A 22,295-nucleotide genomic window follows, 5' to 3' on the forward strand; every position below is an offset into this window, starting at 1 on the left:
CGATCTAAGAAATAGCGAAAAGTTATTGCCGCCTGACACAGCCCACAATTTCCTGTCTCATTTCTTTTCTGGCGTAATTAACCTTAAAACCATAAAAGTTCATACGATTATGCTGAACAGGCGAAAATAATTGTCACCAGGCTGCGTGACAGAGAAACCAAATAACCTTTTAATTTCAATAAATTAAAAAACAACAGGCGTCATCACACCGCCCACAGCAACCCGTTTTAACCCGCACCGCGTAGGCTGCTGTGCATTACGCTGCTTCACCGATATCTGACAGAATATTTTCCTTCATCGCCGCAAAAAATAGCCCTTCATTCAAGGTTGACATCGCTGGGGGATTCCAGTACCAATATGTGCAGCACAAAATTTTATGAGGTTTGAATCCATGTTTCGTTCTTCTCGCCTACTCGGTCTACTACTAAACGCATTCAGTTTGCGCGGTAGACTTGTGGGCGGAATCAAACACTGATTCAAACCTGCTGAAAGTTAAAAACCCGCGCCTGTCGCGGGTTTTTTTATGCTCGTTGCAAGGCAAGAGAAATGCATAAGGATGATTACGATGAGCCAGCAAGTCATTATTTTCGATACCACTCTGCGCGACGGTGAGCAGGCATTACAGGCCAGCCTGAGTGTGAAAGAAAAATTGCAGATCGCATTAGCGCTGGAGCGCATGGGCGTTGACGTTATGGAGGTTGGTTTTCCGGTCTCTTCTCCCGGTGATTTTGAATCCGTACAGACTATCGCTCGCACCATTAAAAACAGCCGGGTCTGCGGTCTGGCGCGCTGTGTAGAGAAAGATATTGACGCCGCTTACGAATCACTGCGCGTTGCCGAAGCCTTCCGTATTCATACTTTCATCGCGACGTCGCCGATGCACATCGCCACTAAACTGCGCAGTACGCTGCCAGAGGTGATTGAGCGTGCGGTGAAGATGGTGAAACGCGCCCGCAATTATACCGATGACGTCGAGTTCTCCTGTGAAGATGGCGGCCGGACCCCGATTGATGATCTGTGCCGGATGGTTGAAGCGGCGATTAACGCCGGTGCCCGCACCATCAACATCCCCGACACCGTTGGCTATACCCTGCCAGGCGAATATGCGCACATCATCAGCCAGTTAATTCAGCGCGTGCCAAACATCGATAAAGCGATTCTCTCTGTGCATACCCATGATGACCTGGGCATGGCGACCGGTAACGCCCTCGCCGCCGTGCAGGCAGGCGCGCGTCAGGTTGAAGGAACGCTGAACGGCCTGGGCGAACGTGCCGGTAACTGTGCGCTGGAAGAGGTGATCATGGCGATCAAAACCCGCCAGCAGATCATGAACGTCCACACCAATATCAATCATCAGGAAATCTACCGCACCAGCCAGATGGTCAGCCAGATCTGCAATATGCCGATCCCGGCGAACAAAGCGGTGGTCGGCTCTAACGCTTTCGCCCACTCCTCCGGTATTCACCAGGATGGCGTGCTGAAGAACCGCGAAAACTATGAAATCCTGACGCCTGAATCGATTGGCCTGCACAAAATTCAGCTCAACCTGACCTCGCGCTCAGGCCGTGCGGCGGTCAAACACCGCATGGAAGAGATGGGCTACGCAGAACGTGATTACAACCTGGATACCCTGTACGACGCCTTCCTGAAGCTGGCGGATAAGAAAGGTCAGGTATTTGATTACGACCTGGAAGCGCTGGCCTTTATCAATAAACAGAATGAAGAACCGGAACACTTCCAGCTGCACGAATTTAATGTCCAGACCGGCTCCAGCATTACCGCCACTGCCTCGGTCAATCTGGGCTGTGGCGACGAGAATAAATCGGATGCCGCAACCGGCAATGGCCCGGTGGATGCCGTCTACCAGGCGATCAATCGCATCACCCAGCTGGATGCAGAGCTGGTGAACTACAAACTGACCGCCAAAGGCCACGGCGAAAATGCGCTGGGTCAGGTGGATATCGTCGTGAGCTACAACGGCCGTAAGTTCCACGGCGTCGGTCTGGCGACCGATATCGTCGAATCCTCCGCCAAAGCGATGGTGAACGCCCTGAACAACATCTGGCGCGCCAGACAGGTTGAGCAAGAATTGCAGCGCAAATTTAAAGATCAGAAGGAAACGGTATAACTATGTCCAGTTCTTCCCATATCGCAGTGTTACCGGGTGACGGTATCGGCCCTGAAGTGATGGCGCAGGCAATGAAAGTGTTAGACGCGATTCGTCAGCGCTTCGACATGCGCATCACCACCAGCGAATACGCCGTCGGCGGCATCGCCATCGACCAGCATGGCGAACCGTTACCGCCAGCCACCGTTGCTGGCTGTGAGCAGGCGGACGCCATTCTGTTCGGTTCGGTTGGCGGACCTAAGTGGGAACACCTGCCGCCCGCCTCGCAGCCTGAGCGTGGTGCGCTGCTGCCGTTGCGTAAACATTTCCGTCTGTTCAGCAACCTGCGTCCGGCAGCGCTCTACAGCGGGCTGGAAGCCTTTTGTCCGCTGCGCAGCGACATCGCCGCTAAAGGTTTCGACATTCTGTGCGTGCGCGAACTGACCGGCGGCATCTACTTCGGCCAGCCGAAAGGCCGTGAAGGCAGCGGTCCGCACGAGCGGGCCTTTGATACCGAGGTTTACCACCGTTTCGAAATTGAACGCATCGCCCGCATCGCCTTTGAGTCAGCGCGCAAGCGTCGTCATAAAGTGACCTCCATCGACAAAGCCAACGTGCTGCAGACCTCAGTGATGTGGCGTGAGATCGTCAATGAGATCGCTAAAGAGTATCCGGATGTCGAGCTGAGCCACATGTACATCGACAATGCCACCATGCAGCTGATCAAAGACCCGTCGCAGTTTGATGTACTGCTCTGCTCTAACCTGTTCGGTGACATTCTCTCTGATGAGTGCGCCATGATCACCGGCTCAATGGGCATGCTGCCTTCCGCCAGCCTGAACGAAGAAGGTTTTGGTCTGTTTGAACCGGCGGGCGGCTCTGCGCCTGATATCGCCGGTCAGAACATCGCTAACCCGGTGGCGCAGATCCTGTCACTGGCGCTGCTGTTACGTTACAGCCTGAATGCCGATGACGCCGCCGACAGCATTGAGCGCGCCATCAGCCGGGCGCTGGAAGAGGGCTACCGCACCAAAGATTTAGCCGGTGACGGCCCAGCGATCAGCACAGATGAGATGGGCAGCATCATCGCCCGCTTTATCGCCGAGGAAAAATAAAATAATGAAAACGTTATACCAGAAGTTATTTGATGCACATGTCGTCCACGAAGCGCCGAACGAAACGCCGTTACTCTACATCGATCGCCACCTGATCCATGAAGTGACGTCACCTCAGGCGTTCGACGGTCTGCGCGCGCACGGGCGTAAAGTCCGTCAGCCCGAAAAGACCTTCGCCACCATGGATCACAACGTCTCTACCCAGACCAAAGACATCAACGCCTCGGGTGAGATGGCCCGTATTCAGATGCAGGAGCTGATGAAAAACTGCGCCGAGTTTGGCGTCCAGCTCTATGACCTGAACCACCCGTTCCAGGGCATCGTCCACGTTATCGGTCCTGAGCAGGGTATGACGCTGCCGGGCATGACCATCGTCTGCGGCGACTCACACACCGCCACGCACGGCGCCTTTGGCTCGCTGGCCTTTGGTATCGGCACCTCAGAAGTGGAACATGTGTTCGCGACCCAGACGCTGAAACAGGGTCGGGCGAAAACCATGAAAATTGAAGTGCTGGGCGAAGCCGCAACCGGCATTACCGCCAAAGATATCGTGCTGGCGATCATCGGTAAAACCGGCAGCGCGGGCGGCACCGGTCATGTGGTGGAGTTCTGCGGTCCGGCGATTGAAGCGCTGAGTATGGAAGGCCGCATGACCCTGTGTAATATGGCGATTGAGATGGGTGCCAAAGCGGGTCTGGTTGCGCCGGATGACACTACCTTCAACTACCTGAAGGGCCGTCAGTTCTCGCCGAAAGATGAGAAATGGGAACAGGCTGTCGCGTACTGGCGCACGCTGAAGTCCGATGAAGGCGCGAAATTTGATGCAGTCGTCACTCTGCATGCAGAAGAGATCGCTCCTCAGGTCACCTGGGGTACCAATCCGGGTCAGGTAATTGCCGTCGATCAGGTGATCCCGAATCCCGCCTCGTTCGCCGATCCGGTCGAGCGTGCTTCAGCGGAGAAAGCGCTGGCCTACATGAATCTGCAGCCGGGCATTAAGCTGACCGATGTGGCGATTGATAAAGTCTTTATCGGCTCCTGCACCAACTCACGCATTGAAGATCTGCGTGCCGCGGCCGCCATCGCCAAAGGTCGTAAAGTTGCGCCAGGCGTGATCGCCATGGTGGTGCCGGGTTCCGGCCCGGTCAAAGCCCAGGCCGAAGCGGAAGGTCTGGATAAAATCTTCCTGGAAGCGGGTTTTGAATGGCGTCTGCCAGGTTGCTCAATGTGTCTGGCGATGAACAACGACCGCCTGAATCCGGGCGAGCGCTGCGCCTCAACCAGCAACCGCAATTTTGAAGGTCGTCAGGGCCGCGGTGGCCGGACGCATCTGGTCAGCCCGGCAATGGCTGCGGCAGCTGCCGTCACCGGCCATTTTGCTGACATCCGTCAACTGACAGGAGCCTGAGTCATGGCGAATAAATTTACCCAACACACCGGCATTGTTGCGCCACTGGATGCGGCTAACGTTGATACTGACGCCATCATTCCTAAGCAGTTTTTACAGAAAGTGACCCGTACCGGTTTCGGCCAGCATCTGTTCCACGACTGGCGCTTTGAAGATGATGCCGGTACGGTGCCGACACCCGGTTTTGTACTCAACAAGCCGGAGTTCAAAGGCACCAGCATTCTGCTGGCGCGCGAAAACTTCGGCTGCGGCTCTTCTCGTGAGCATGCGCCGTGGGCGCTGACCGATTTCGGTTTTCACGTGGTGATTGCGCCGAGCTTCGCTGACATTTTTTACGGCAACAGCTTCAATAACCAGCTGCTTCCGGTGAAATTAAGCGAACAGGAAGTGGATGAGATGTTTAAACTGGTGGCGGCCCAGCCCGGCATTCGCTTTACGGTCGATCTGGAAGCGCAGACGGTCACTGCGGGAGATAAAGTCTATCCGTTTGAGCTCGACAGCTTCCGCCGTCACTGCATGATTAACGGCCTCGACAGCATCGGCCTGACGCTGCAGCATGAAGCGTCAATCTCGCAGTATGAGCAGAATCAACCAGCCTACCTGCGCTGATCATCATGACAGGGCGACGCTGACGTCGCCCTGCTTCTTTATACGTCGCGCACCCGCGCCGACATCACCAAAGCCACTATCGCCAGCCCAAACGCCAGCCAGTAAACCGCCTCATGTCCCAGCCGCTCACTCAGGGTTCCCTGAATCACTCCCGCCAGAATCATGCCGGTTGAAATGGAGTTAGTGAACATCGTTGTCGCCGCACCTGGCCGCCCCGGCATTAAATCCTGAAACCACAACATGCCGATCCCGGCGATAATCCCGACAAAGACCGCATTAAACAGCTGTAACACCATCAAAGAGGTACGCGAATTAAACAGCACCAGCCCGAGGTAGAACAGCACACCGGCCGCCACGGCCAGCAACATCAGCCGCCGTTTGCCCACTTTACGGGCGTAATGTCCGGCCAGCAGCATCACCGGGATCTCCAGCCCGGCGGCGGTGCCCATCAGCAGGCCGGCCAGCTTTTCCGGCAATCCCAGCGTGGTACTGATGTAGAGCGGCATATCGATGATATACATGGTATTGCAGGTCCACATGGTCACCGAGGCGATGAACAGTAAACGCACATCCCGGTCGCGCCAGCCGCTCAGCGGCAGGCCGCCGCTTTGCAGCAGCGGTGTGGCACGCGGTACCGACGGCAGAGTAAACCACACCAGCAGAATGCAGATCAGAAACAGTGCTGCCGCCACCATAAACAGCGTTACGAAGCCGTAGTTTAGCGCCAGCGCGAATGACAGCGGCGGTCCGATTACCCACGCCAGCGACAGCTGCGCACGCATCACTGAACTGAACATCACCGCTTCCCGCGCCGACTGATCGGCATATTCACGCGCCAGCGCGAACAGTTGCGGCATCGACACGCTGGCCAGCGCCGACAGTAGCACCCCAAGGGTAATCAGCGTCAGATAATGGCGGGTAAAAGCAAACAGCAGCGCATTGACCAGCGCCATCAGGCAGCAAAACAGAATGATGTTACGGCGATCGCCGACGCTGTCCGATCGCTTCGCCACCAGCATACTCACCACGATACCGGCCACCGCGTTGATGGTGAAAAACAGCCCGACCCAGAATGGGCGAGCCTGCACCTCGCGGGTTAAAAACAGGCTGAGCGTCGGTGCCTGCAGCGCACCGGCCACGCCCAGCATGAACGAGGCGACCATAAAAGCGAGGTAGACCGGATTGATGCGGCGCTGCCGCGTTAACAGCGATTTCATACCGAAATCCCTTACAGGATGAACAGGGGAAGAGAAGAAGGGTAGACGATACCGTGCAGCATGAAAAAAGCCAGCAGAGATCATCTGCTGGCGGTGTAAATGCACCCTACTCAGAAAAGCATCCCGCTGAACAGCGGCATGAGGGTCGAACGCCATTCATTGCTGAATGCCTCCCGCTCTTCCCATAAGGGAAAGTTTGCTCTTAAAATAGGGCAAGAAAAACAGAGCGCTTTTCAGCAGGAGTTCCTCTTTTATGTCCTCATCTCGTCTGAAGCAGCAGTTTATTCGCCTGTGGCAAAGCTGTCAGGGTCAGACGCAGGAGATCACCCTCAGTGAACTGGCTGACCTGCTGCACTGCTCGCGTCGTCATATGCGTAATTTACTCAACCGGATGCAGGCTGCCGGCTGGTTGATCTGGCAGGCTGAGGCCGGACGCGGTAAGCGCTCGCAGCTCACTTTTTGCTACACCGGCCTGGCGCTACAGCAGCAGCGGGCGGAGGATCTGCTGGAGCAGGATCGCATCGATCAGCTGGTGCAGCTGGTCGGCGATAAAAATCAGGTCAGGCAGATGATTGGCGCCCACCTTGGCCGCAGCTTCCGCCAGGGCAAACACATTCTGCGGGTGCTTTACTACCGTCCGCTGCTTAATCTTCAACCCGGCTCCGCCCTGCGCCGCTCCGAAACCCATATTGCCCGCCAGATTTTCAACGGCCTGACGCGCATAAATGAGGAAAACGGGGAAATCGAGGCTGATATCGCCCACCACTGGCAGCAAACCTCCCCGCTACACTGGCGCTTCTTTCTGCGTCCGGCGATTCGCTTTCATCATGGTCGCGAGCTGGAGATGGCCGACGTGATCGATTCGCTGGAACGTCAGCGCCAGCAGCCGCTGTTTTCCCACATTCAGCAGATCGACTCGCCCGCGCCCTGGACGCTGGATATCACCTTAAACCAGCCCGACGACTGGTTACCCTGGTTGCTGGCCAGCGTCAGCGCCATGATCCTGCCGCGCGAGTGGCCGACGCTGCGCGACTTTGCCCGCCAGCCGATTGGCACCGGCCCGTACAGCGTGATCCGCAATCAGGAAAGCCAGCTGAAGATTGAAGCCTTTGATGATTACTTCGGCTTTCGCGCCCTGATTGATGACGTCTCTATCTGGGTCTTGCCGGATATCAGCGACGAACTGGTCTATGCGGGCGTACGTCTGCAGGGCGACGGCGCAGATGAGGTGCAGGAAGAGAGCCGCCTCGAAGAGGGTTGCTACTATTTGCTGTTCGATCAGCGCTCAGAGAAGGGCCGCGACGAGGCGATACGGCGCTGGGTCAGCTATCTGTTTAACCCTATCGCCCTGCTCAATCATGCTGGCGTGGGTTATCAGCGCTACTGGTTTCCAGCCTATGGCCTGCTGCCGCGCTGGCATCACCGGCGCGATCTGACGCCGGTAGAAAAGCCGCCCGGCCTGACCCATCTGACGCTGACCTGGTATAGCCAGCACGTCGAGCACGAAGGGATCGCCAATGCATTGCGTCCGCTGCTGGCGCAGCACGGCGTCACGCTGGAGACCCGCGAGATCAGCTACGAAAGCTGGTATCAGGGTGAAGCGGAAAGTGACATCTGGCTCGGCAGCGTGAACTTTACCCTGCCGCTGAATTATTCACTGTTTGCGCAGCTGTATGAGATCCCGCTGCTGCATCACTGCCTGCCGATTGACTGGCAGGCTGATGCCGCCCGCTGGCGCGAAAAGGCGCTGCCGCTGGCGGAATGGAGTAAGCGGTTAGTGGAAGACGCCGGGCTGCATCCACTGTTTCATCACTGGCTGCTGCTGGAAGGTCAGCGCAGTATGCGCGGCGTACGGATGAATACGCTGGGCTGGTTCGATTTTAAATCGGCCTGGTTTGCGCCGCCCGCGCTGTAACGCTTTCGCGCTACGGCTGAAATGACTAGAATGTGACGTTCTCAACGGGGTGCCGCGTGCGGCTGAGAAAGACCCGTCGAACCTGATTCGGTTAATACCGACGTAGGGATTTGAGAGACCTGCTGCTCAGATCCTTTGCGACTCATCCCCTATTCTCCCGAAGGAGCGCAAAGTGTTAAACAAAGTTCTGCCACTGCTGCTGTTACTCTCCACGCCGGTCCTGGCGGCTAAACCGGTGCTCACGGTCTACACCTACGACTCCTTCTCCGCTGACTGGGGCCCAGGCCCGGCGATTAAAAAAGCCTTTGAAGCGCAGTGCGACTGCGAACTGAAATTTGTCACGCTGGAAGATGGCGTATCGCTGCTGAATCGCGTGCGGATGGAAGGCAAAAACAGCAAAGCCGATGTGGTACTGGGACTGGATAACAACCTGCTGCAGGCGGCGCAAAAAACCGGCCTGTTCGCCGCCAGTCAGGTCGATACCGCGCAACTAACGCTACCGGGCGGCTGGCACGACAGCACCTTTATCCCGTTTGACTACGGCTATTTCGCCTTCGTCTATGACAAAACCCGCCTGAAAAATCCGCCGAAAAGCCTGAAAGAGCTGGTAGAGAGCCCGGAAAAATGGCGGGTGATCTACGAAGATCCGCGCACCAGTACACCGGGGTTAGGTCTGCTGCTGTGGATGCAAAAAGTCTATGGCGATCAGGCACCGCAGGCGTGGCAAAAGCTGGCGCAGAAAACCGTGACCGTCACCAAGGGCTGGAGTGAAGCCTACGGCCTGTTCCTGAAAGGGGAAGGCGATCTGGTGCTGAGCTATACCACCTCGCCGGCTTACCACCTCATCGAAGAGAAAAAAGAGAACTACGCCGCCGCGCCGTTTGCCGAAGGTCACTATCTGCAGGTTGAGGTCGCCGCACAGTTAGCCAGCAGCAAACAGCCGAAACTGGCGCAGCAGTTCATGCAATTTATGGTGTCGCCTGCGTTCCAGAACACCATCCCGACCGGCAACTGGATGTATCCGGTGATCAACACCACCCTGCCGGCCGGATTTTCGACACTGAAGGTGCCCACCACCGCGCTGCAATACTCGCCGGAAGAGGTTGCCAGCCAGCGTTCAGGCTGGATTAGCCAGTGGCAACGCGCCGTCAGCCGCTGATGCCGCGCTGGCTGATTCCTGGTTCGCTCGCCACGCTGCTGTTAATCAGCGTGGCGCTGTTCGCCTTTGGCTCACTGTGGAATGCCGCGCCGGTCACCGACTGGCGCAGCGTGCTGCAGGACGCGTATCTGCATCACGTTATCGCCTTCTCCTTTGGTCAGGCGCTGCTCTCTGCCCTGCTGTCGCTGCTGCCCGCCCTGCCGCTGGCCCGCGCCCTTTATCGACGCCGCTTTCCCGGCCGCCAGTTATTGCTGCGCCTGTGCGCCATGACGCTGGTGCTGCCGGTGCTGGTGGCGGTGTTCGGCTTGCTGACGGTCTATGGTCGCGTCGGCTGGCTGGCGCAGATTTGTCAGCTGATCGGCATCGATTATCGCTTCTCGCCCTATGGGTTGCAGGGCATTTTGCTGGCACACGTCTTTTTTAACCTGCCGCTGGCGACGCGCCTGATGCTGCAGGCGCTGGAAAGTATTCCGGCGGAACAGCGCCAGCTGGCGGCGCAGCTTGATCTGCGCGGCTGGCACCACTTTCGCTTGCTGGAGTGGCCGTGGCTGCGTCGTCAGCTGCTGCCGACCGGCGCGCTGATCTTTATGCTCTGCTTCGCCAGCTTCGCCACCGTGCTTTCGCTGGGCGGCGGGCCGCAGGCCACCACCATTGAACTGGCGATCTTCCAGGCGCTCAGTTACGACTACGATCCCGGACGGGCCGCCCTGCTGGCGCTGATCCAGCTCGGCTGCTGTCTGACGCTGGTGCTGCTTAGCCAGCGTTTCAGCAAGGCGATTCCCGTCGGCACCAGCCAGCTGCACGGCTGGCGCGATCCGCAGGATTCGCGCCTGGCGCAGCTGACCGATGGCCTGCTGATTGTGCTGGCGTTACTGCTGCTGTTGCCGCCGCTGGCGGCAGTGGTGGTGGATGGTTTGCACGGCGGGTTGCGCGGCGCGCTGGCCCAGCCAGCACTGTGGCAGGCGACGCTGACCTCGTTGCGTATTGCGCTGGGTGCCGGTCTGCTCTGTGTCACACTGACGCTGATGCTGCTGTGGAGCAGTCGCGAGTTGCGCCTGCGCCAGCATCCGGTCGCGGCGCAGCTGATCGACACCAGCGGTATGCTGATTCTGGCCATGCCCGGGATCGTGCTGGCGACCGGTTTCTTTTTGCTGTTTAACGCCACCGTCGGCCTGCCGGACTCGGCGGATGGGCTGGTGATCTTCACCAATGCGCTGATCGCCATTCCCTATGCGCTGAAAGTGCTGGAAAACCCGATGCGTGACGTCGCCGGGCGCTACGGCAGACTCTGCGAATCACTGGATATCCACGGCTGGAATCGGCTGCGACTGATTGAACTGCGGGCGCTGAAGCGTCCGCTGGCGCAGGCGCTGGCGTTTGCCTGCGTGCTGTCGATTGGTGATTTTGGTGTCGTGGCGCTGTTTGGTAACGCCGACTTCCGCACGCTGCCGTTCTACCTTTATCAACAGATCGGTGCCTATCGCGGTGCCGATGGCGCAGTGACCGCCCTGCTGCTGCTGTTACTCTGTTTGTTACTGTTCACCCTGATGGAAAAATTACCGGGCCGCCATGCTGACTCTGAATAACCTTACCTACCTTTATCAGCATCTGCCGATGCGCTTCAGCCTGCACGCCGGGCGCGGCGAGCGTCTGGCGATCCTCGGCCCAAGCGGGGCGGGAAAAAGCACGTTGCTCAGTCTGATCGCCGGATTTCTGCCGATTCGTCAGGGCACGCTGCTGATTGATGGTCAGGACCACAGCCACAGCGTACCGGCCAGGCGGCCGGTTTCGATGCTGTTTCAGGAGAACAACCTGTTTCCGCACCTCAGCGTGCAGCAGAACATGGCGCTGGGATTGCATCCGGGATTGAAACTGAACGCCGATCAGCGTCAGCAGCTGGCTGCGCTGGCCGAACAGGTGGGGCTGGGCGATCTGCTGGCGCGGCTGCCGGGCGAGCTGTCGGGTGGACAACGTCAGCGCGTGGCGCTGGCGCGCTGCCTGCTGCGTGACCGGCCAGTGCTGCTGCTGGATGAGCCGTTTTCGGCGCTCGACCCGGCGCTGCGCAGCGAAATGCTGCAGCTGGTGCGCTCGGTGTGTGAAGCGCGCAGCATCACGCTGCTGATGGTGTCGCACAGTCTGGAAGATGCGCAGCAAATCGCGCCGCGCAGCGTAGTGATTGTTGATGGTCGGGTTTACTGGGATGGCGCGACCCGACAGTTGCTGTCGGGCGAGACGCGGGAAGCCGAGGTGCTGGGCATCCCGCGCCGCTGAATTACTCGAAGAAGACCTGCCACAGCAGATGGCGGAAAATCGGCATCATCGGATGGAACTGAATGCCGACGAAGGCGGCGATGGCGATCGCCAGCCCCAGCGGTCCCAGCCAGCGCAGCCGTTCCGGCGGCAGATACGCGGTCGCCCAGTCCTGACTCCTGCCACTGCGCCACCAGCGCCAGCCCAGCCAGCCACCCAGCCACACCACAATCGCGGCCGCCAGCAGCAGCCACTTAAAGTTGCCGCCCTGCGCCGCCTCGGGAACATCCACCGCCACGCCCGCCAGGATGCCGGGCATCAGATAGAGCGGTGGCCACAGCAGGCAGCCAATCAGATTAGGCGGCAGGAATTTACGTACCGGCAGCTCCAGCATCCCCGCGGCCAGCGGGATCAGCGGACGCGTCGGCCCGACAAAGCGCCCGACCAGAATGGTAAACATGCTGTGCTGATGCAGCGCATGTTCGGTTTTATCCAGCAGACCTTTGTACTTTTGCAGATACTTCCAGCGATGTAGCGGCCCCTGAAATTTCCAGCCGATCCCGTAGGAAACCCAGTCGCCAATCAGGCAACCGACAAAACCCGCCGCCCAGGCCGGATAAAGACCAATCTGTCCGCTCCCCACCAGCGCGCCCAGACTCGCCATCAGCACGGTACCCGGCAGCAACAGCCCGACCAGCGCCAGCGATTCCAGAAAGGTGACCAGCGCCACCGCAAACAGCGCCCACTCCAGCGACTGCGTAAACAGGTGTTGAACCCAGGCTTCCATAAACTTCCTTAGAAAAAGCAGAAGGCTGGATTGTCCAGAGCCAGCTACACAGCGTCAAGGCAAGAATTGTAGGACAATGTTGACAAAACCCAGCGGCGGAACTGTATAAATATCCATGTTATACTGAGCGGGTTTTCTCACCGATCAAAAATCCTGAGTCTGGAGACGATGTGAATAGGCCCCGCGCAGGTTTTCTGCTTACCCGCCACTGGCGCGATACGCCGCAAGGCAGCGAAATTATCCTCTGGCTCGCTACCGATCAGGGTGCGCAGCGCGTGGTGCTGCCGGTTCAGGAGTCAGTAGCGTTTATTCCGCGTGAGTTTCAGTCTCAGGTCAGCGAGCTGCTGAAGGATGAGCGTCAGCTGCGCATCCAGCCGCTCGAACTGAAAGATTTTCGCCAGCGCCCGGTGTTCGGGCTCTATTGCCGACAGAATCGCCAGCTGCAGCAGATCGAAAAGCGGCTGCGCGAACAGGGGATTCCGGTCTATGAAGCGGATATCCGCCCGCCGGAACGCTATCTGATGGAGCGTTTTATTACCGCACCGGTCTGGTTTGATGGCGAAGCCCGGGGCGACAGCGTGGTGAACGCCCGGCTGAAGCCGCATCCTGACTATCGGCCCCCGCTCAAATGGGTCTCACTGGATATTGAAACCACCCAGCACGGTGAGCTTTATTGCATCGGGCTGGAGGGTTGCGGCCAGCGCCAGGTCTACATGCTCGGTCCGGCAAACGGCGATGCCAGCGCACTCGATTTTGAACTGATCTACCTTGATACCCGACCGCAACTGATTGAAGCACTCAACCAGTGGTTCGCTGAGCACGATCCCGACGTGATTATCGGCTGGAACGTGGTGCAGTTTGACCTGCGGGTATTGCAGAAACACGCCGATCGCTACGCGATTCCGCTGCGGCTGGGTCGTCAGAACAGCGCGCTGGAGTGGCGTGAGCACGGCTTCAAGCCCGGCGTGTTTTTCGCCCAGGCCAGCGGCCGGCTGATCATTGACGGTATTGACGCGCTGAAATCCGCTTTCTGGGATTTCCCGTCATTCAGCCTGGAATCGGTGTCGCAGCAGTTACTGGGCGAAGGCAAAGCGATCGATAACCCGTGGCAGCGCATGGAGGAGATCAACTGGCGCTTCGCCAACGATAAACCAGCGCTGGCGCGCTATAACCTGAAAGATTGTGAACTGGTGACGCGCATTTTCCACAAAACGGCGATCATGCCGTTTTTGCTGGAACGGGCAGCGGTGAACGGCCTGGCGGTGGATCGCCACGGTGGTTCGGTCGCCGCGTTCGGTCATCTTTATATTCCGCGTATGCATCGGGTCGGCTTTGTCGCGCCGAACCTCGGCGATGTGGCGCCGGAAGCCAGCCCTGGCGGCTACGTAATGGATTCGCGGCCAGGCCTCTACGACTCGGTGCTGGTGCTGGATTACAAAAGCCTCTATCCGTCGATTATCCGTACCTTCCTGATCGATCCGGTTGGGCTGGTGGAAGGGCTGGCGCACCCTGATGATGCTGATTCGGTGGAAGGCTTTCGCGAGGCGCGCTTTTCACGTCATACCCACTGCCTGCCCGCTATCGTCGAACAGATCTGGCTGGGCCGCGAAGCCGCCAAAAAGCAGGGCAACCAGCCGCTGTCGCAGGCGCTGAAGATTATCATGAACGCCTTTTATGGCGTGCTCGGCACCAGCGCCTGTCGCTTTTTCGATCCGCGCCTCGCCTCCTCGATTACGATGCGTGGTCACGCCATTATGCAGCAGACCCGCACGCTGATTGAGGCGGAAGGCTACGATGTGATTTATGGCGATACCGATTCGACCTTTGTCTGGCTGAAATCGGCCCACAATGAACAGGATGCGGCCGCGATTGGTCAGCAGCTGACACAAAAAGTGAACGCCTGGTGGCGTGACCATCTGCAGCAGACCCAGGGCCTGACCAGCGCGCTGGAGCTGGAGTATGAAAATCACTTCTGCCGTTTTCTGATGCCCACCATTCGTGGCGCTGAACAGGGCAGTAAAAAACGCTATGCCGGCCTGATCCGTGAAGCGGCGGGCGAACGCATGGTGTTTAAAGGGCTGGAGTCGGTACGCACCGACTGGACGCCGCTGGCACAGCAGTTTCAGCAGCAGCTCTACAGCCGGATTTTCCATCGTGAGCCGTGGCAGGACTATATCCGTGCTACCGTGGCGCAGTTGCTGGCCGGTGAACTCGACGATCAGCTGATTTATAAAAAACGTCTGCGCCGTCCGCTGAAAGAGTATGAAAAAAATGTGCCGCCGCACGTCCGCGCCGCCCGGCTGGCGGATGAGCAGAATCGCAAATTAAACCGGCCGTTGCAGTACCAGAATGGCGGCCGGATTCGTTACGTGATGGCGACGGCCGGCCCGGAGCCACTGGAGGCGCGTACCACGCCACTGGATTACGATCACTACGTCAGTAAGCAGTTACAACCGGTCGCCGACGGGATTTTACCTTTCGTCGGAGGGGACTTTGCTACACTGATTACCGGGCAGTTGGGTCTTTTTTGACAGGTGACGAATGCCCTGCCATCCAGTACCATAGCGCCCTTCCTGATACTCACCGCGCTAAGAGAGACTCTCCAGACCTGTTCGTTTGGATGAAATCCTATTGCCTGTGTATCCGGGAACACCTCTAAAAACGTTAAAATTCGAGCTAAAAATATATGGTTTTTACATTAGGTCAGCGCTGGATTAGTGATACGGAAAGTGAACTGGGACTGGGCACGGTGGTGGCGGTTGATACCCGCATGATCACCCTGCTGTTCCCGGCCACCGGGGAAAACCGCCTCTACGCCCGCAACGATTCGCCTGTTACCCGCGTCATCTTCAATCCGGGTGACACCATCACCAGCCATGAAGGCTGGCAGATGCGAGTCGATGAAGTACGCAACGAAAATGACCTGATGACCTATATCGGCACCCGTCTTGATACCGACGAAAGCGACGTGATGCTGCGCGAAGTGATGCTCGACAGTAAGCTGGTCTTCAGCAAGCCGCAGGATCGTCTGTTCGCCGGCCAGCTCGACCGGATGGACCGCTTCGCCCTGCGCTTCCGCGCCCGCAAATATCAGAGTGAGCAATACCGTCTGCCGATCAGCGGTTTGCGTGGCATGCGCACCAACCTGATTCCGCATCAGCTGCATATCGCCCACGATGTGGGCCGTCGCCACGCGCCACGCGTGCTGCTGGCGGATGAAGTCGGACTGGGGAAAACCATTGAAGCCGGGATGATCATCCAGCAGCAGCTGCTGGCCGGACGTGCCGACCGGGTGTTAATCGTGGTGCCGGAAACGCTGCAGCATCAGTGGCTGGTTGAGATGCTGCGCCGTTTCAACCTGCGCTTTGCACTGTTTGATGACGATCGCTATACCGAAGCCCAGCACGACAGCGATAATCCGTTTGAAACCGAACAGTTAATTATCTGTTCGCTCGACTTTGTGCGCCGCAACAAGCAGCGTCTTGAACTGCTGGCCGATGCCGAATGGGATCTGCTGGTGGTCGATGAAGCGCACCATCTGGCGTGGTCGGAAGGCGCACCGAGCCGCGAATATCAGGTGATTGAGCAGCTGGCGGAAAAAACCGCTGGCGTCCTGCTGTTAACCGCCACGCCGGAACAGCTGGGCATGGAGAGCCACTTTGCCCGTCTGCGTCTGCTTGACCCCAATCGCTTTCACGACTTTGCCGCTTTCGTTGAAGAGCAGCAGCATTTCCGGCCGATTGCCGATGCGGTGACCGCGCTGCTGGCGGATCAGCCGGTCTCGCAGCAGGAGATGAACCGGATCAACGATCTGGTCGGCGAGCAGGATATTGAGCCGCTGCTGCAGGTCGCCAACAGCGATCGTGACGGCAAGCAGGAGGCGCGCCAGGAGCTGATCTCGATGCTGATGGATCGCCACGGCACCAGCCGCGTGCTGTTCCGTAACACCCGTAACGGCGTCAAAGGGTTCCCGAAACGCGAACTGCACCAGATTCGTCTGCCGCTGCCAGCGCAGTATCAGACCGCGATTAAAGTCTCCGGCATTATGGGCGCCCGTAAAAGCGCAGAAGAACGCGCGCGTGACCTGCTCTATCCGGAACAGATTTATCAGGAATTTGAAGGCGACAGCGGCACCTGGTGGAACTTCGATCCGCGCGTGGAGTGGCTGATGGGTTACCTCACCAGCAACCGTAAAGAGAAAGTGCTGGTGATCTGCGCCAAGGCCGCCACGGCGCTGCAACTGGAGCAGGTATTGCGTGAGCGCGAAGGTATCCGGGCGGCGGTGTTCCATGAGGGTCTGTCGATCATCGAACGTGACCGTGCTGCGGCGTGGTTTGCTTCGGAAGAGAACGGCGCGCAGGTGCTGCTCTGCTCAGAAATCGGTTCAGAAGGCCGTAACTTCCAGTTCGCCAGCCGTCTGGTAATGTTCGATCTGCCGTTTAACCCGGATCTGCTTGAGCAGCGTATCGGTCGTCTCGATCGTATTGGTCAGGCGCACGATATCCAGATCCTGGTGCCGTGGCTGGAGAAGACCGCACAGGCGGTGTTACTGCGCTGGTATCACGAAGGGCTGGATGCGTTTGAACATACCTGCCCGACCGGCCGCACCATTTATGACAGCGTGCATTCGCAGCTGATCGACTATCTGGCGGCACCGGAAAACAGTGACGGCTTCGATGCCTTTATCACTGACTGCCGTAAGCAGCATGATGCGCTGAAACTGCAGCTGGAACAGGGACGCGATCGCCTGCTGGAGCTGAACTCCAACGGCGGCGACGCGGCTCAGGCGCTGGCGAATGCGATCGCTGATCAGGACGATGATACCGGCCTGGTGAACTTCGCGCTTAACCTGTTTGATATCGTTGGTATCAATCAGGAAGATCGCAGCGATAACCTGATCGTGCTGACGCCATCCGATCATATGCTGGTGCCCGACTTCCCTGGCCTGCCGGAAGATGGCTGTACCATCACCTTTAACCGCGAACAGGCGCTGTCACGCGAAGATACCCAGTTCATTACCTGGGAACATCCGCTGATCCGCAATGGTCTGGATCTGATCCTGTCGGGTGATACCGGCAGCAGCGCCATCTCGCTGCTGAAGAACAAGGCGCTGCCGGTCGGTACGCTGCTGGTCGAGCTGATCTACGTGGTCGAAGCGCAGGCACCGAAGCATCTGCAGCTGACCCGCTTCCTGCCGCCGACGCCAATCCGTCTGCTGCTGGATCGTAACGGTACCAACCTGGCGGGCAAGGTGGAGTTTGAAAGCTTCAACCGTCAGCTGAATGCCGTTAACCGCCATACCGGCAGTAAGCTGGTCAACGCGGTACAGCAGGATGTCCACGCCATTCTGACCCAGGGCGAAGAGAAGGTGGTCAGCGAAGCGCGTGCGGTGATTGATGCTGCCCGCGCAGAAGCGAACGAGAAGCTGGGTGCGGAACTCTCCCGCCTGGAAGCGCTGAAAGCGGTCAACCCGAACATTCGTGAAGATGAAATCGAGGCGCTGGAAAGTAACCGTCAGCAGGTGCTGGAAAGCCTCGATGAGGCTAACTGGCGTCTCGACGCGCTGCGCCTGATTGTGGTGACTCACCAGTAAGCTCAGGGGCCGCATGGCCCCTTATTTTTGGAAAGATGCATGGAACCCTACAATCCACCGCGTGAACCCTGGCTGCACATCCTCTATCAGGATGCGCACATCATGGTGGTGAACAAGCCCAGCGGCCTGCTCTCAGTGCCGGGCCGGCTGGACGAACATAAAGATAGCGTGATGACGCGGATCCAGCGTGATTACCCGCAGGCAGAGTCGGTACACCGGCTGGATATGGCCACCAGCGGCGTGATTGTGGTGGCGCTGACCAAAGCGGCAGAGCGCGAGCTGAAACGGCAGTTTCGGGAGCGTGAGCCGGCTAAGCGCTATGTCGCCTGCGTCTGGGGCCATCCGGCAGAGGAGAAGGGGCTGATTGATCTGCCGCTGATTTGCGACTGGCCCAACCGACCGAAGCAGAAAGTCTGCTTTGAGACCGGCAAAGCCGCACAGACTGAATATCAGGTGCTGGAGTATCGCGCCGATAACAGCGCACGCGTGTCGCTGAAACCCATTACCGGCCGGTCACATCAGCTGCGGGTACACTTGCTGGCGCTGGGACATCCGATTCTGGGCGATAACTTTTATGCGCATCCGGAGGCCAAAGCGATGGCACCCCGTCTGTTGCTGCATGCGGAGTCCCTGACCATTACCCATCCCGCTTTCGGTAACCTCATGACCTTCCGACAGCCCGCCGACTTTTAATCACCGGCCGGGCAGCCCGTGACGTCGGGAAAGACGTCACGGCAACAGCGCGATTATTTAAACCCTTTCTCTTTGCGGATCAGGTCGTAAGCTGCCTGAATTTCCTGCGCTTTCTGCTTCGCCATCTCCATCATCTCTGGCGGCAGCCCTTTGGCCACCAGCTTATCGGGATGGTGCTCCGTCATCAGCTTGCGGTAGGCGCGTTTGATGGTGGTGGCATCATCGCTGCTCTTTACGCCCAGCACGCTACAGGCATCTTCCAGCGTCGGTCCGCGTTGCGCCTGCTGGAAGCCACCGGATGAACGCTGACCGCCGCCGAATTGCTGACCGCCTTCCATCATCCGCAGGAACTGATCGAACTGACCGCGCGATATTCCCAGCTCTTCCGCAATCACGTAGAGCACCTGACGCTCATTAGGATGCAGTGAACCGTCCGCGAAGGCGGCCTGAATCTGAATCTCAAGAAACATCCGAATCAGGTCAAAGCGTCCGAAACAGGCGCTGCGCAGTTCGCGTAGCTTGCTGCGTAATGGATAATCGGCCTGCTTGCCTTCGCGGAACGCGCGCTGTGCCGCCGTACGCGATTCGCCGTGCAGTTGCATCCGCTCCATTAATAGCGAAGCAATCTGGATATCCGCTTCGGTGACGCGCCCTTTTGACTTGGTCAGATGGCCCATCACCTGAAAGGTGGTGCTGAAAAACAGCGTCTGTCGGGTTTGATTATTCGAGAAGTAAGCCTTGCCTTGTGCGCCGCGAACTTTGTCAATCATATGGCCAATGATCAAACCGATCACAATACCCCAAAAGCCTGCACCGGAAAGTAATCCCACCGCCAGACCCACAACTTTTCCCCAGTAGCGCATAAACTCCTCAATTCGCCATGCTTGCGGCTGAAAATTGCATTATCATACCTGTCATTTATCTCAGCGCCTAACGGCAACGCGGACAGAAAAGGATTAACGCTGGCACAACGCCGGGCAGTAAGTTAGTCTCTGACCCGATTGTCGGCATGATGCCAGTTTTCATGGAATTCTCGATACCGCGTATGAAAAAACATATACCTACCCTGCTGGCCACTCTGATCGGCTCAGCCATTAGCCAGCAAGCCTTTGCCGACGATTTGATGTCGCAGTGTATGTTAGGCGTGCCGAGTTATAACCGCCCGCTGGTAAGTGGCGACACTAACCAGCTGCCGGTGACCATTCACTCCGACGCCGCAAAGGGGAATTACCCCAATGATGCGGTCTTCACCGGCAATGTGAATATTGAACAGGGCAACAGCCGGATGCAGGCGGATGAAGTACAACTTCATCAGCGTCAGCAGGAGGGCCAGACCACGCCGGTTCGTACCGTCGATGCCCTCGGTAATGTGCACTACGACGACAATCAGGTCATCCTGAAAGGTCCGAAAGCCTGGTCAAACCTCAACAGCAAAGACACCAACGTCTGGAATGGCGACTACCAGATGGTGGATCGTCAGGGGCGCGGCACCGCTGACCAGATGAAGCTGCGCGGCAATAACCGCTATACCATTCTGGAAAACGGCAGCTTCACCTCCTGTCTGCCAGGTTCCAACAGCTGGAGCGTGGTGGGTTCGGAAGTCATTCAGGACCGTGAGGAGGAAGTGGCGGAGATCTGGAACGCCCGCTTTAAGCTCGGCTCGGTACCGGTGTTCTACAGTCCCTATCTGCAGTTACCGATCGGCGATCGCCGCCGCTCCGGTTTCCTGATCCCAAATGCAAAATATGGCAGCAACAACGGCTTTGAATTTGTGCTGCCCTATTACTGGAACATCGCGCCGCAGGCCGATGCCACCATCACGCCGCACTACATGAGTAAGCGCGGCATGCAGTTTGAAAACGAATTTCGTTATCTGACTGTGGCTGGTGCAGGTCTGGTGGAGTTCGACTATCTGGGCTCGGACAAACAGTACGATAACGACAAAGCGGTGCGCGGCATCGCCGAGGACGACAGTTCTGACCGCTGGTTATTCTACTGGCGTCACGCCGGTGTCTACGACAAGAACTGGCGTTTCAGCGCCGACTACACCAAGGTCAGCGACCAGTACTACTTCAACGATCTCGACTCGAAGTACTACAGCTCGACCGACAACTACGCTACGCAGAAATTCAGTATCGGCTACGCTGACACCAACTGGGATGCCACGCTCTCGACCAAAGACTTCCAGGTCTTTGGCGACACCAGCAGCAGCAATGTCTACCGTGCGATGCCGCAGCTGGACCTCAATTTCTATCAGAACGATATCGGTCCGTTTGATGGCCGTATCTACGCCCAGGCGGTGAAGTTCACTAACGTCAGCGATCGCTATCCTGAAGCGACCCGTTTACACATTGAACCAACCCTGAACCTGCCGCTCTCTAACGGCTGGGCCAGTCTGGATACCGAAGCGAAGCTGCTGGCGACCCACTATCAGCAAACGGATGTCGATTTCTACAACAACAATTACGCCAACGTAAATGGTAAGAGCGGCACGCTCGATGAGTCCGTCAACCGTACCCTGCCGCAGTTTAAAGTAGATGGCCGGATGGTGTTTGACCGCGACATGAGCTCGGCGGCAGGCTATACCCAGACGCTGGAACCGCGGGTGCAGTATCTCTATATCCCGTATCGCGACCAGAGCAATATCTATCCTTACGACTCGACCCAGCTGCAAACCGACTATACCGGTCTGTTCCGCGACCGTACCTATAGCGGCCTGGATCGCATCGCGTCGGCCAACGAAGTGGCGACCGGCGTCACCTCACGTATTTATGATAACGATCTGGTTGAACGTTTTAACGTTTCCGTGGGTCAAATCTACTCGTTTACCCCTTCACGCACTGGCGTTAATCAGACCAGTGAAGAAGATGATACCGGCAGCCTGATCTGGGCTGGCGATACATACTGGAAAGTAAGCGATCGTTGGGGCGTTCGGGGTGGGATTCAGTATGATACCAAACTCGATAACGTCTCCCAGGGAAATGCGGTGCTGGAATACCGTCGTGATGCCGATCGTATGGTGCAGCTGAGCTACCGCTACAGCAGCCCGGAATACGTGGCGACCGCACTGAATGACAGTACGCTGGTGAATAACCCGATCTACAAAAACGGGATTTCTCAGGTCGGCACCACGGCCAGCTGGCCGATTGCGGATGCATGGTCTGTCGTAGGCGCTTACTACTACGATACCCGCAACACGCGTCCGGCATCGCAACTGGTTGGCCTGCAATACAGCTCATGCTGTTACGCCATTCGCCTGGGCTACGAGCGCAAAATTAACGGTTGGGAAAATGACGACAGTAAGTATGACAACCAAATCTCATTCAACATTGAGTTGCGTGGTCTGAGTTCCAACTATGGCTTAGGCACCAACCAAATGCTGCGTCAGGGCATCATTCCTTACCAGCGCGCTTTCTGATGTTGTGATGTTTGACAGGCAATC

16 protein-coding genes and 1 riboswitch are annotated in these 22,295 nt (G+C 57.7%); of the genes, 13 read left to right on the top strand and 3 right to left on the bottom strand.

What is annotated here, in order from left to right; translation table 11 throughout:
• Positions 1–391: 391 nt before the first annotated feature.
• The 5 genes from leuL to leuD all read left to right on the top strand — a co-directional run bounded on the left by leuL (position 392) and on the right by leuD (position 5,239).
• On the top strand, positions 392–475 hold the full coding sequence (leuL, locus tag WFK59_RS22110) for a leu operon leader peptide (protein WP_122983613.1): 84 nt from the start codon (positions 392–394) through the stop codon (positions 473–475).
• A gap of 90 nt (positions 476–565) precedes the next feature.
• Positions 566–2,128 (top strand): 2-isopropylmalate synthase, encoded by a 1,563-nt coding sequence (gene leuA, locus WFK59_RS11730; protein ID WP_233985314.1) that lies wholly within the window; start codon positions 566–568, stop codon positions 2,126–2,128.
• Between the two features lie 2 nt (positions 2,129–2,130).
• A complete protein-coding gene (gene leuB / locus WFK59_RS11735; RefSeq protein WP_233985315.1) occupies positions 2,131–3,222 on the top strand; it encodes a 3-isopropylmalate dehydrogenase in 1,092 nt (363 codons plus the stop codon).
• 4 nt (positions 3,223–3,226) lie between these two features.
• Positions 3,227–4,630 (top strand): 3-isopropylmalate dehydratase large subunit, encoded by a 1,404-nt coding sequence (gene leuC, locus WFK59_RS11740; RefSeq protein ID WP_094119251.1) that lies wholly within the window; start codon positions 3,227–3,229, stop codon positions 4,628–4,630.
• Positions 4,631–4,633: 3 nt separating this feature from the next.
• The gene (gene leuD, locus WFK59_RS11745) at positions 4,634–5,239 is read left to right on the top strand and encodes a 3-isopropylmalate dehydratase small subunit (protein WP_094119250.1); all 606 of its coding nucleotides are present in this window, start codon (positions 4,634–4,636) and stop codon (positions 5,237–5,239) included.
• Between the two features lie 38 nt (positions 5,240–5,277).
• On the opposite strand, the gene WFK59_RS11750 is transcribed toward leuD, so the two are convergent.
• Positions 5,278–6,456 (bottom strand): MFS transporter, encoded by a 1,179-nt coding sequence (locus WFK59_RS11750; protein ID WP_336755858.1) that lies wholly within the window; start codon positions 6,454–6,456, stop codon positions 5,278–5,280.
• Between the two features lie 253 nt (positions 6,457–6,709).
• Here WFK59_RS11750 and sgrR point away from each other — a divergent pair, with 253 nt between their 5' ends.
• The 4 genes from sgrR to thiQ all read left to right on the top strand — a co-directional run bounded on the left by sgrR (position 6,710) and on the right by thiQ (position 11,801).
• Positions 6,710–8,371 carry an HTH-type transcriptional regulator SgrR gene (gene sgrR, locus WFK59_RS11755; protein ID WP_336755859.1) on the top strand — a complete coding sequence of 554 codons (1,662 nt, stop codon included), beginning with the start codon at positions 6,710–6,712 and terminating at the stop codon, positions 8,369–8,371.
• A gap of 35 nt (positions 8,372–8,406) precedes the next feature.
• A riboswitch (TPP riboswitch) is annotated at positions 8,407–8,498 on the top strand.
• A 45-nt stretch (positions 8,499–8,543) separates the two neighbouring features.
• The gene (gene thiB / locus WFK59_RS11760; RefSeq protein ID WP_336755860.1) at positions 8,544–9,530 is read left to right on the top strand and encodes a thiamine ABC transporter substrate binding subunit; all 987 of its coding nucleotides are present in this window, start codon (positions 8,544–8,546) and stop codon (positions 9,528–9,530) included.
• Positions 9,506–11,116, top strand: coding sequence for a thiamine/thiamine pyrophosphate ABC transporter permease ThiP (gene thiP, locus WFK59_RS11765; RefSeq protein ID WP_233985320.1), 1,611 nt, complete (start codon positions 9,506–9,508; stop codon positions 11,114–11,116). Before thiB ends, thiP begins: the two co-directional genes overlap by 25 nt.
• Positions 11,100–11,801 (top strand): thiamine ABC transporter ATP-binding protein ThiQ, encoded by a 702-nt coding sequence (gene thiQ / locus WFK59_RS11770; protein ID WP_233985321.1) that lies wholly within the window; start codon positions 11,100–11,102, stop codon positions 11,799–11,801. The genes thiP and thiQ overlap by 17 nt, the downstream gene beginning before the upstream one ends.
• A 1-nt stretch (position 11,802) precedes the next feature.
• On the opposite strand, the gene WFK59_RS11775 is transcribed toward thiQ, so the two are convergent.
• Positions 11,803–12,567, bottom strand: coding sequence for a DedA family protein (locus tag WFK59_RS11775; RefSeq protein WP_336755861.1), 765 nt, complete (start codon positions 12,565–12,567; stop codon positions 11,803–11,805).
• A gap of 170 nt (positions 12,568–12,737) precedes the next feature.
• Here WFK59_RS11775 and polB point away from each other — a divergent pair, with 170 nt between their 5' ends.
• From polB to rluA, 3 genes are all read left to right on the top strand, one after another.
• Positions 12,738–15,098 (top strand): DNA polymerase II, encoded by a 2,361-nt coding sequence (gene polB / locus WFK59_RS11780; RefSeq protein WP_233985323.1) that lies wholly within the window; start codon positions 12,738–12,740, stop codon positions 15,096–15,098.
• Between the two features lie 155 nt (positions 15,099–15,253).
• The gene (rapA, locus tag WFK59_RS11785; RefSeq protein ID WP_233985324.1) at positions 15,254–18,160 is read left to right on the top strand and encodes an RNA polymerase-associated protein RapA; all 2,907 of its coding nucleotides are present in this window, start codon (positions 15,254–15,256) and stop codon (positions 18,158–18,160) included.
• Positions 18,161–18,199: 39 nt separating this feature from the next.
• Positions 18,200–18,853, top strand: coding sequence for a bifunctional tRNA pseudouridine(32) synthase/23S rRNA pseudouridine(746) synthase RluA (gene rluA / locus WFK59_RS11790; protein ID WP_233985325.1), 654 nt, complete (start codon positions 18,200–18,202; stop codon positions 18,851–18,853).
• A gap of 53 nt (positions 18,854–18,906) precedes the next feature.
• Here the strand turns inward: rluA and djlA are convergent, their stop codons facing one another.
• Positions 18,907–19,716, bottom strand: coding sequence for a co-chaperone DjlA (djlA, locus tag WFK59_RS11795; RefSeq protein ID WP_336755862.1), 810 nt, complete (start codon positions 19,714–19,716; stop codon positions 18,907–18,909).
• A 182-nt stretch (positions 19,717–19,898) separates the two neighbouring features.
• Between djlA and lptD the strand changes: the two genes are divergently transcribed.
• Complete coding sequence (gene lptD / locus WFK59_RS11800) at positions 19,899–22,271, top strand: LPS assembly protein LptD (RefSeq protein ID WP_233985326.1); 2,373 nt, start codon at positions 19,899–19,901, stop codon at positions 22,269–22,271.
• Positions 22,272–22,295 lie beyond the last annotated feature (24 nt).

The sequence above is a fragment of the Pantoea sp. USHLN298 genome, assembly GCF_037149395.1.
Taxonomy (GTDB): Bacteria; Pseudomonadota; Gammaproteobacteria; order Enterobacterales; family Enterobacteriaceae; genus Pantoea; species Pantoea astica.

What these genes read in the sequence shown, in the direction of transcription:
- leuL (WP_122983613.1), top strand. Translation starts at nt 392, where the DNA reads ATGTTTCGTTCTTCTCGCCTACTCGGTCTACTACTAAACGCATTCAGT.
- leuA (WP_233985314.1), top strand. Translation starts at nt 566, where the DNA reads ATGAGCCAGCAAGTCATTATTTTCGATACCACTCTGCGCGACGGTGAG.
- leuB (WP_233985315.1), top strand. Translation starts at nt 2,131, where the DNA reads ATGTCCAGTTCTTCCCATATCGCAGTGTTACCGGGTGACGGTATCGGC.
- leuC (WP_094119251.1), top strand. Translation starts at nt 3,227, where the DNA reads ATGAAAACGTTATACCAGAAGTTATTTGATGCACATGTCGTCCACGAA.
- leuD (WP_094119250.1), top strand. Translation starts at nt 4,634, where the DNA reads ATGGCGAATAAATTTACCCAACACACCGGCATTGTTGCGCCACTGGAT.
- WFK59_RS11750 (WP_336755858.1), bottom strand. Translation starts at nt 6,456, where the DNA reads ATGAAATCGCTGTTAACGCGGCAGCGCCGCATCAATCCGGTCTACCTC.
- sgrR (WP_336755859.1), top strand. Translation starts at nt 6,710, where the DNA reads ATGTCCTCATCTCGTCTGAAGCAGCAGTTTATTCGCCTGTGGCAAAGC.
- thiQ (WP_233985321.1), top strand. Translation starts at nt 11,100, where the DNA reads ATGCTGACTCTGAATAACCTTACCTACCTTTATCAGCATCTGCCGATG.
- WFK59_RS11775 (WP_336755861.1), bottom strand. Translation starts at nt 12,567, where the DNA reads ATGGAAGCCTGGGTTCAACACCTGTTTACGCAGTCGCTGGAGTGGGCG.
- rapA (WP_233985324.1), top strand. Translation starts at nt 15,254, where the DNA reads ATGGTTTTTACATTAGGTCAGCGCTGGATTAGTGATACGGAAAGTGAA.
- rluA (WP_233985325.1), top strand. Translation starts at nt 18,200, where the DNA reads ATGGAACCCTACAATCCACCGCGTGAACCCTGGCTGCACATCCTCTAT.
- djlA (WP_336755862.1), bottom strand. Translation starts at nt 19,716, where the DNA reads ATGCGCTACTGGGGAAAAGTTGTGGGTCTGGCGGTGGGATTACTTTCC.
- lptD (WP_233985326.1), top strand. Translation starts at nt 19,899, where the DNA reads ATGAAAAAACATATACCTACCCTGCTGGCCACTCTGATCGGCTCAGCC.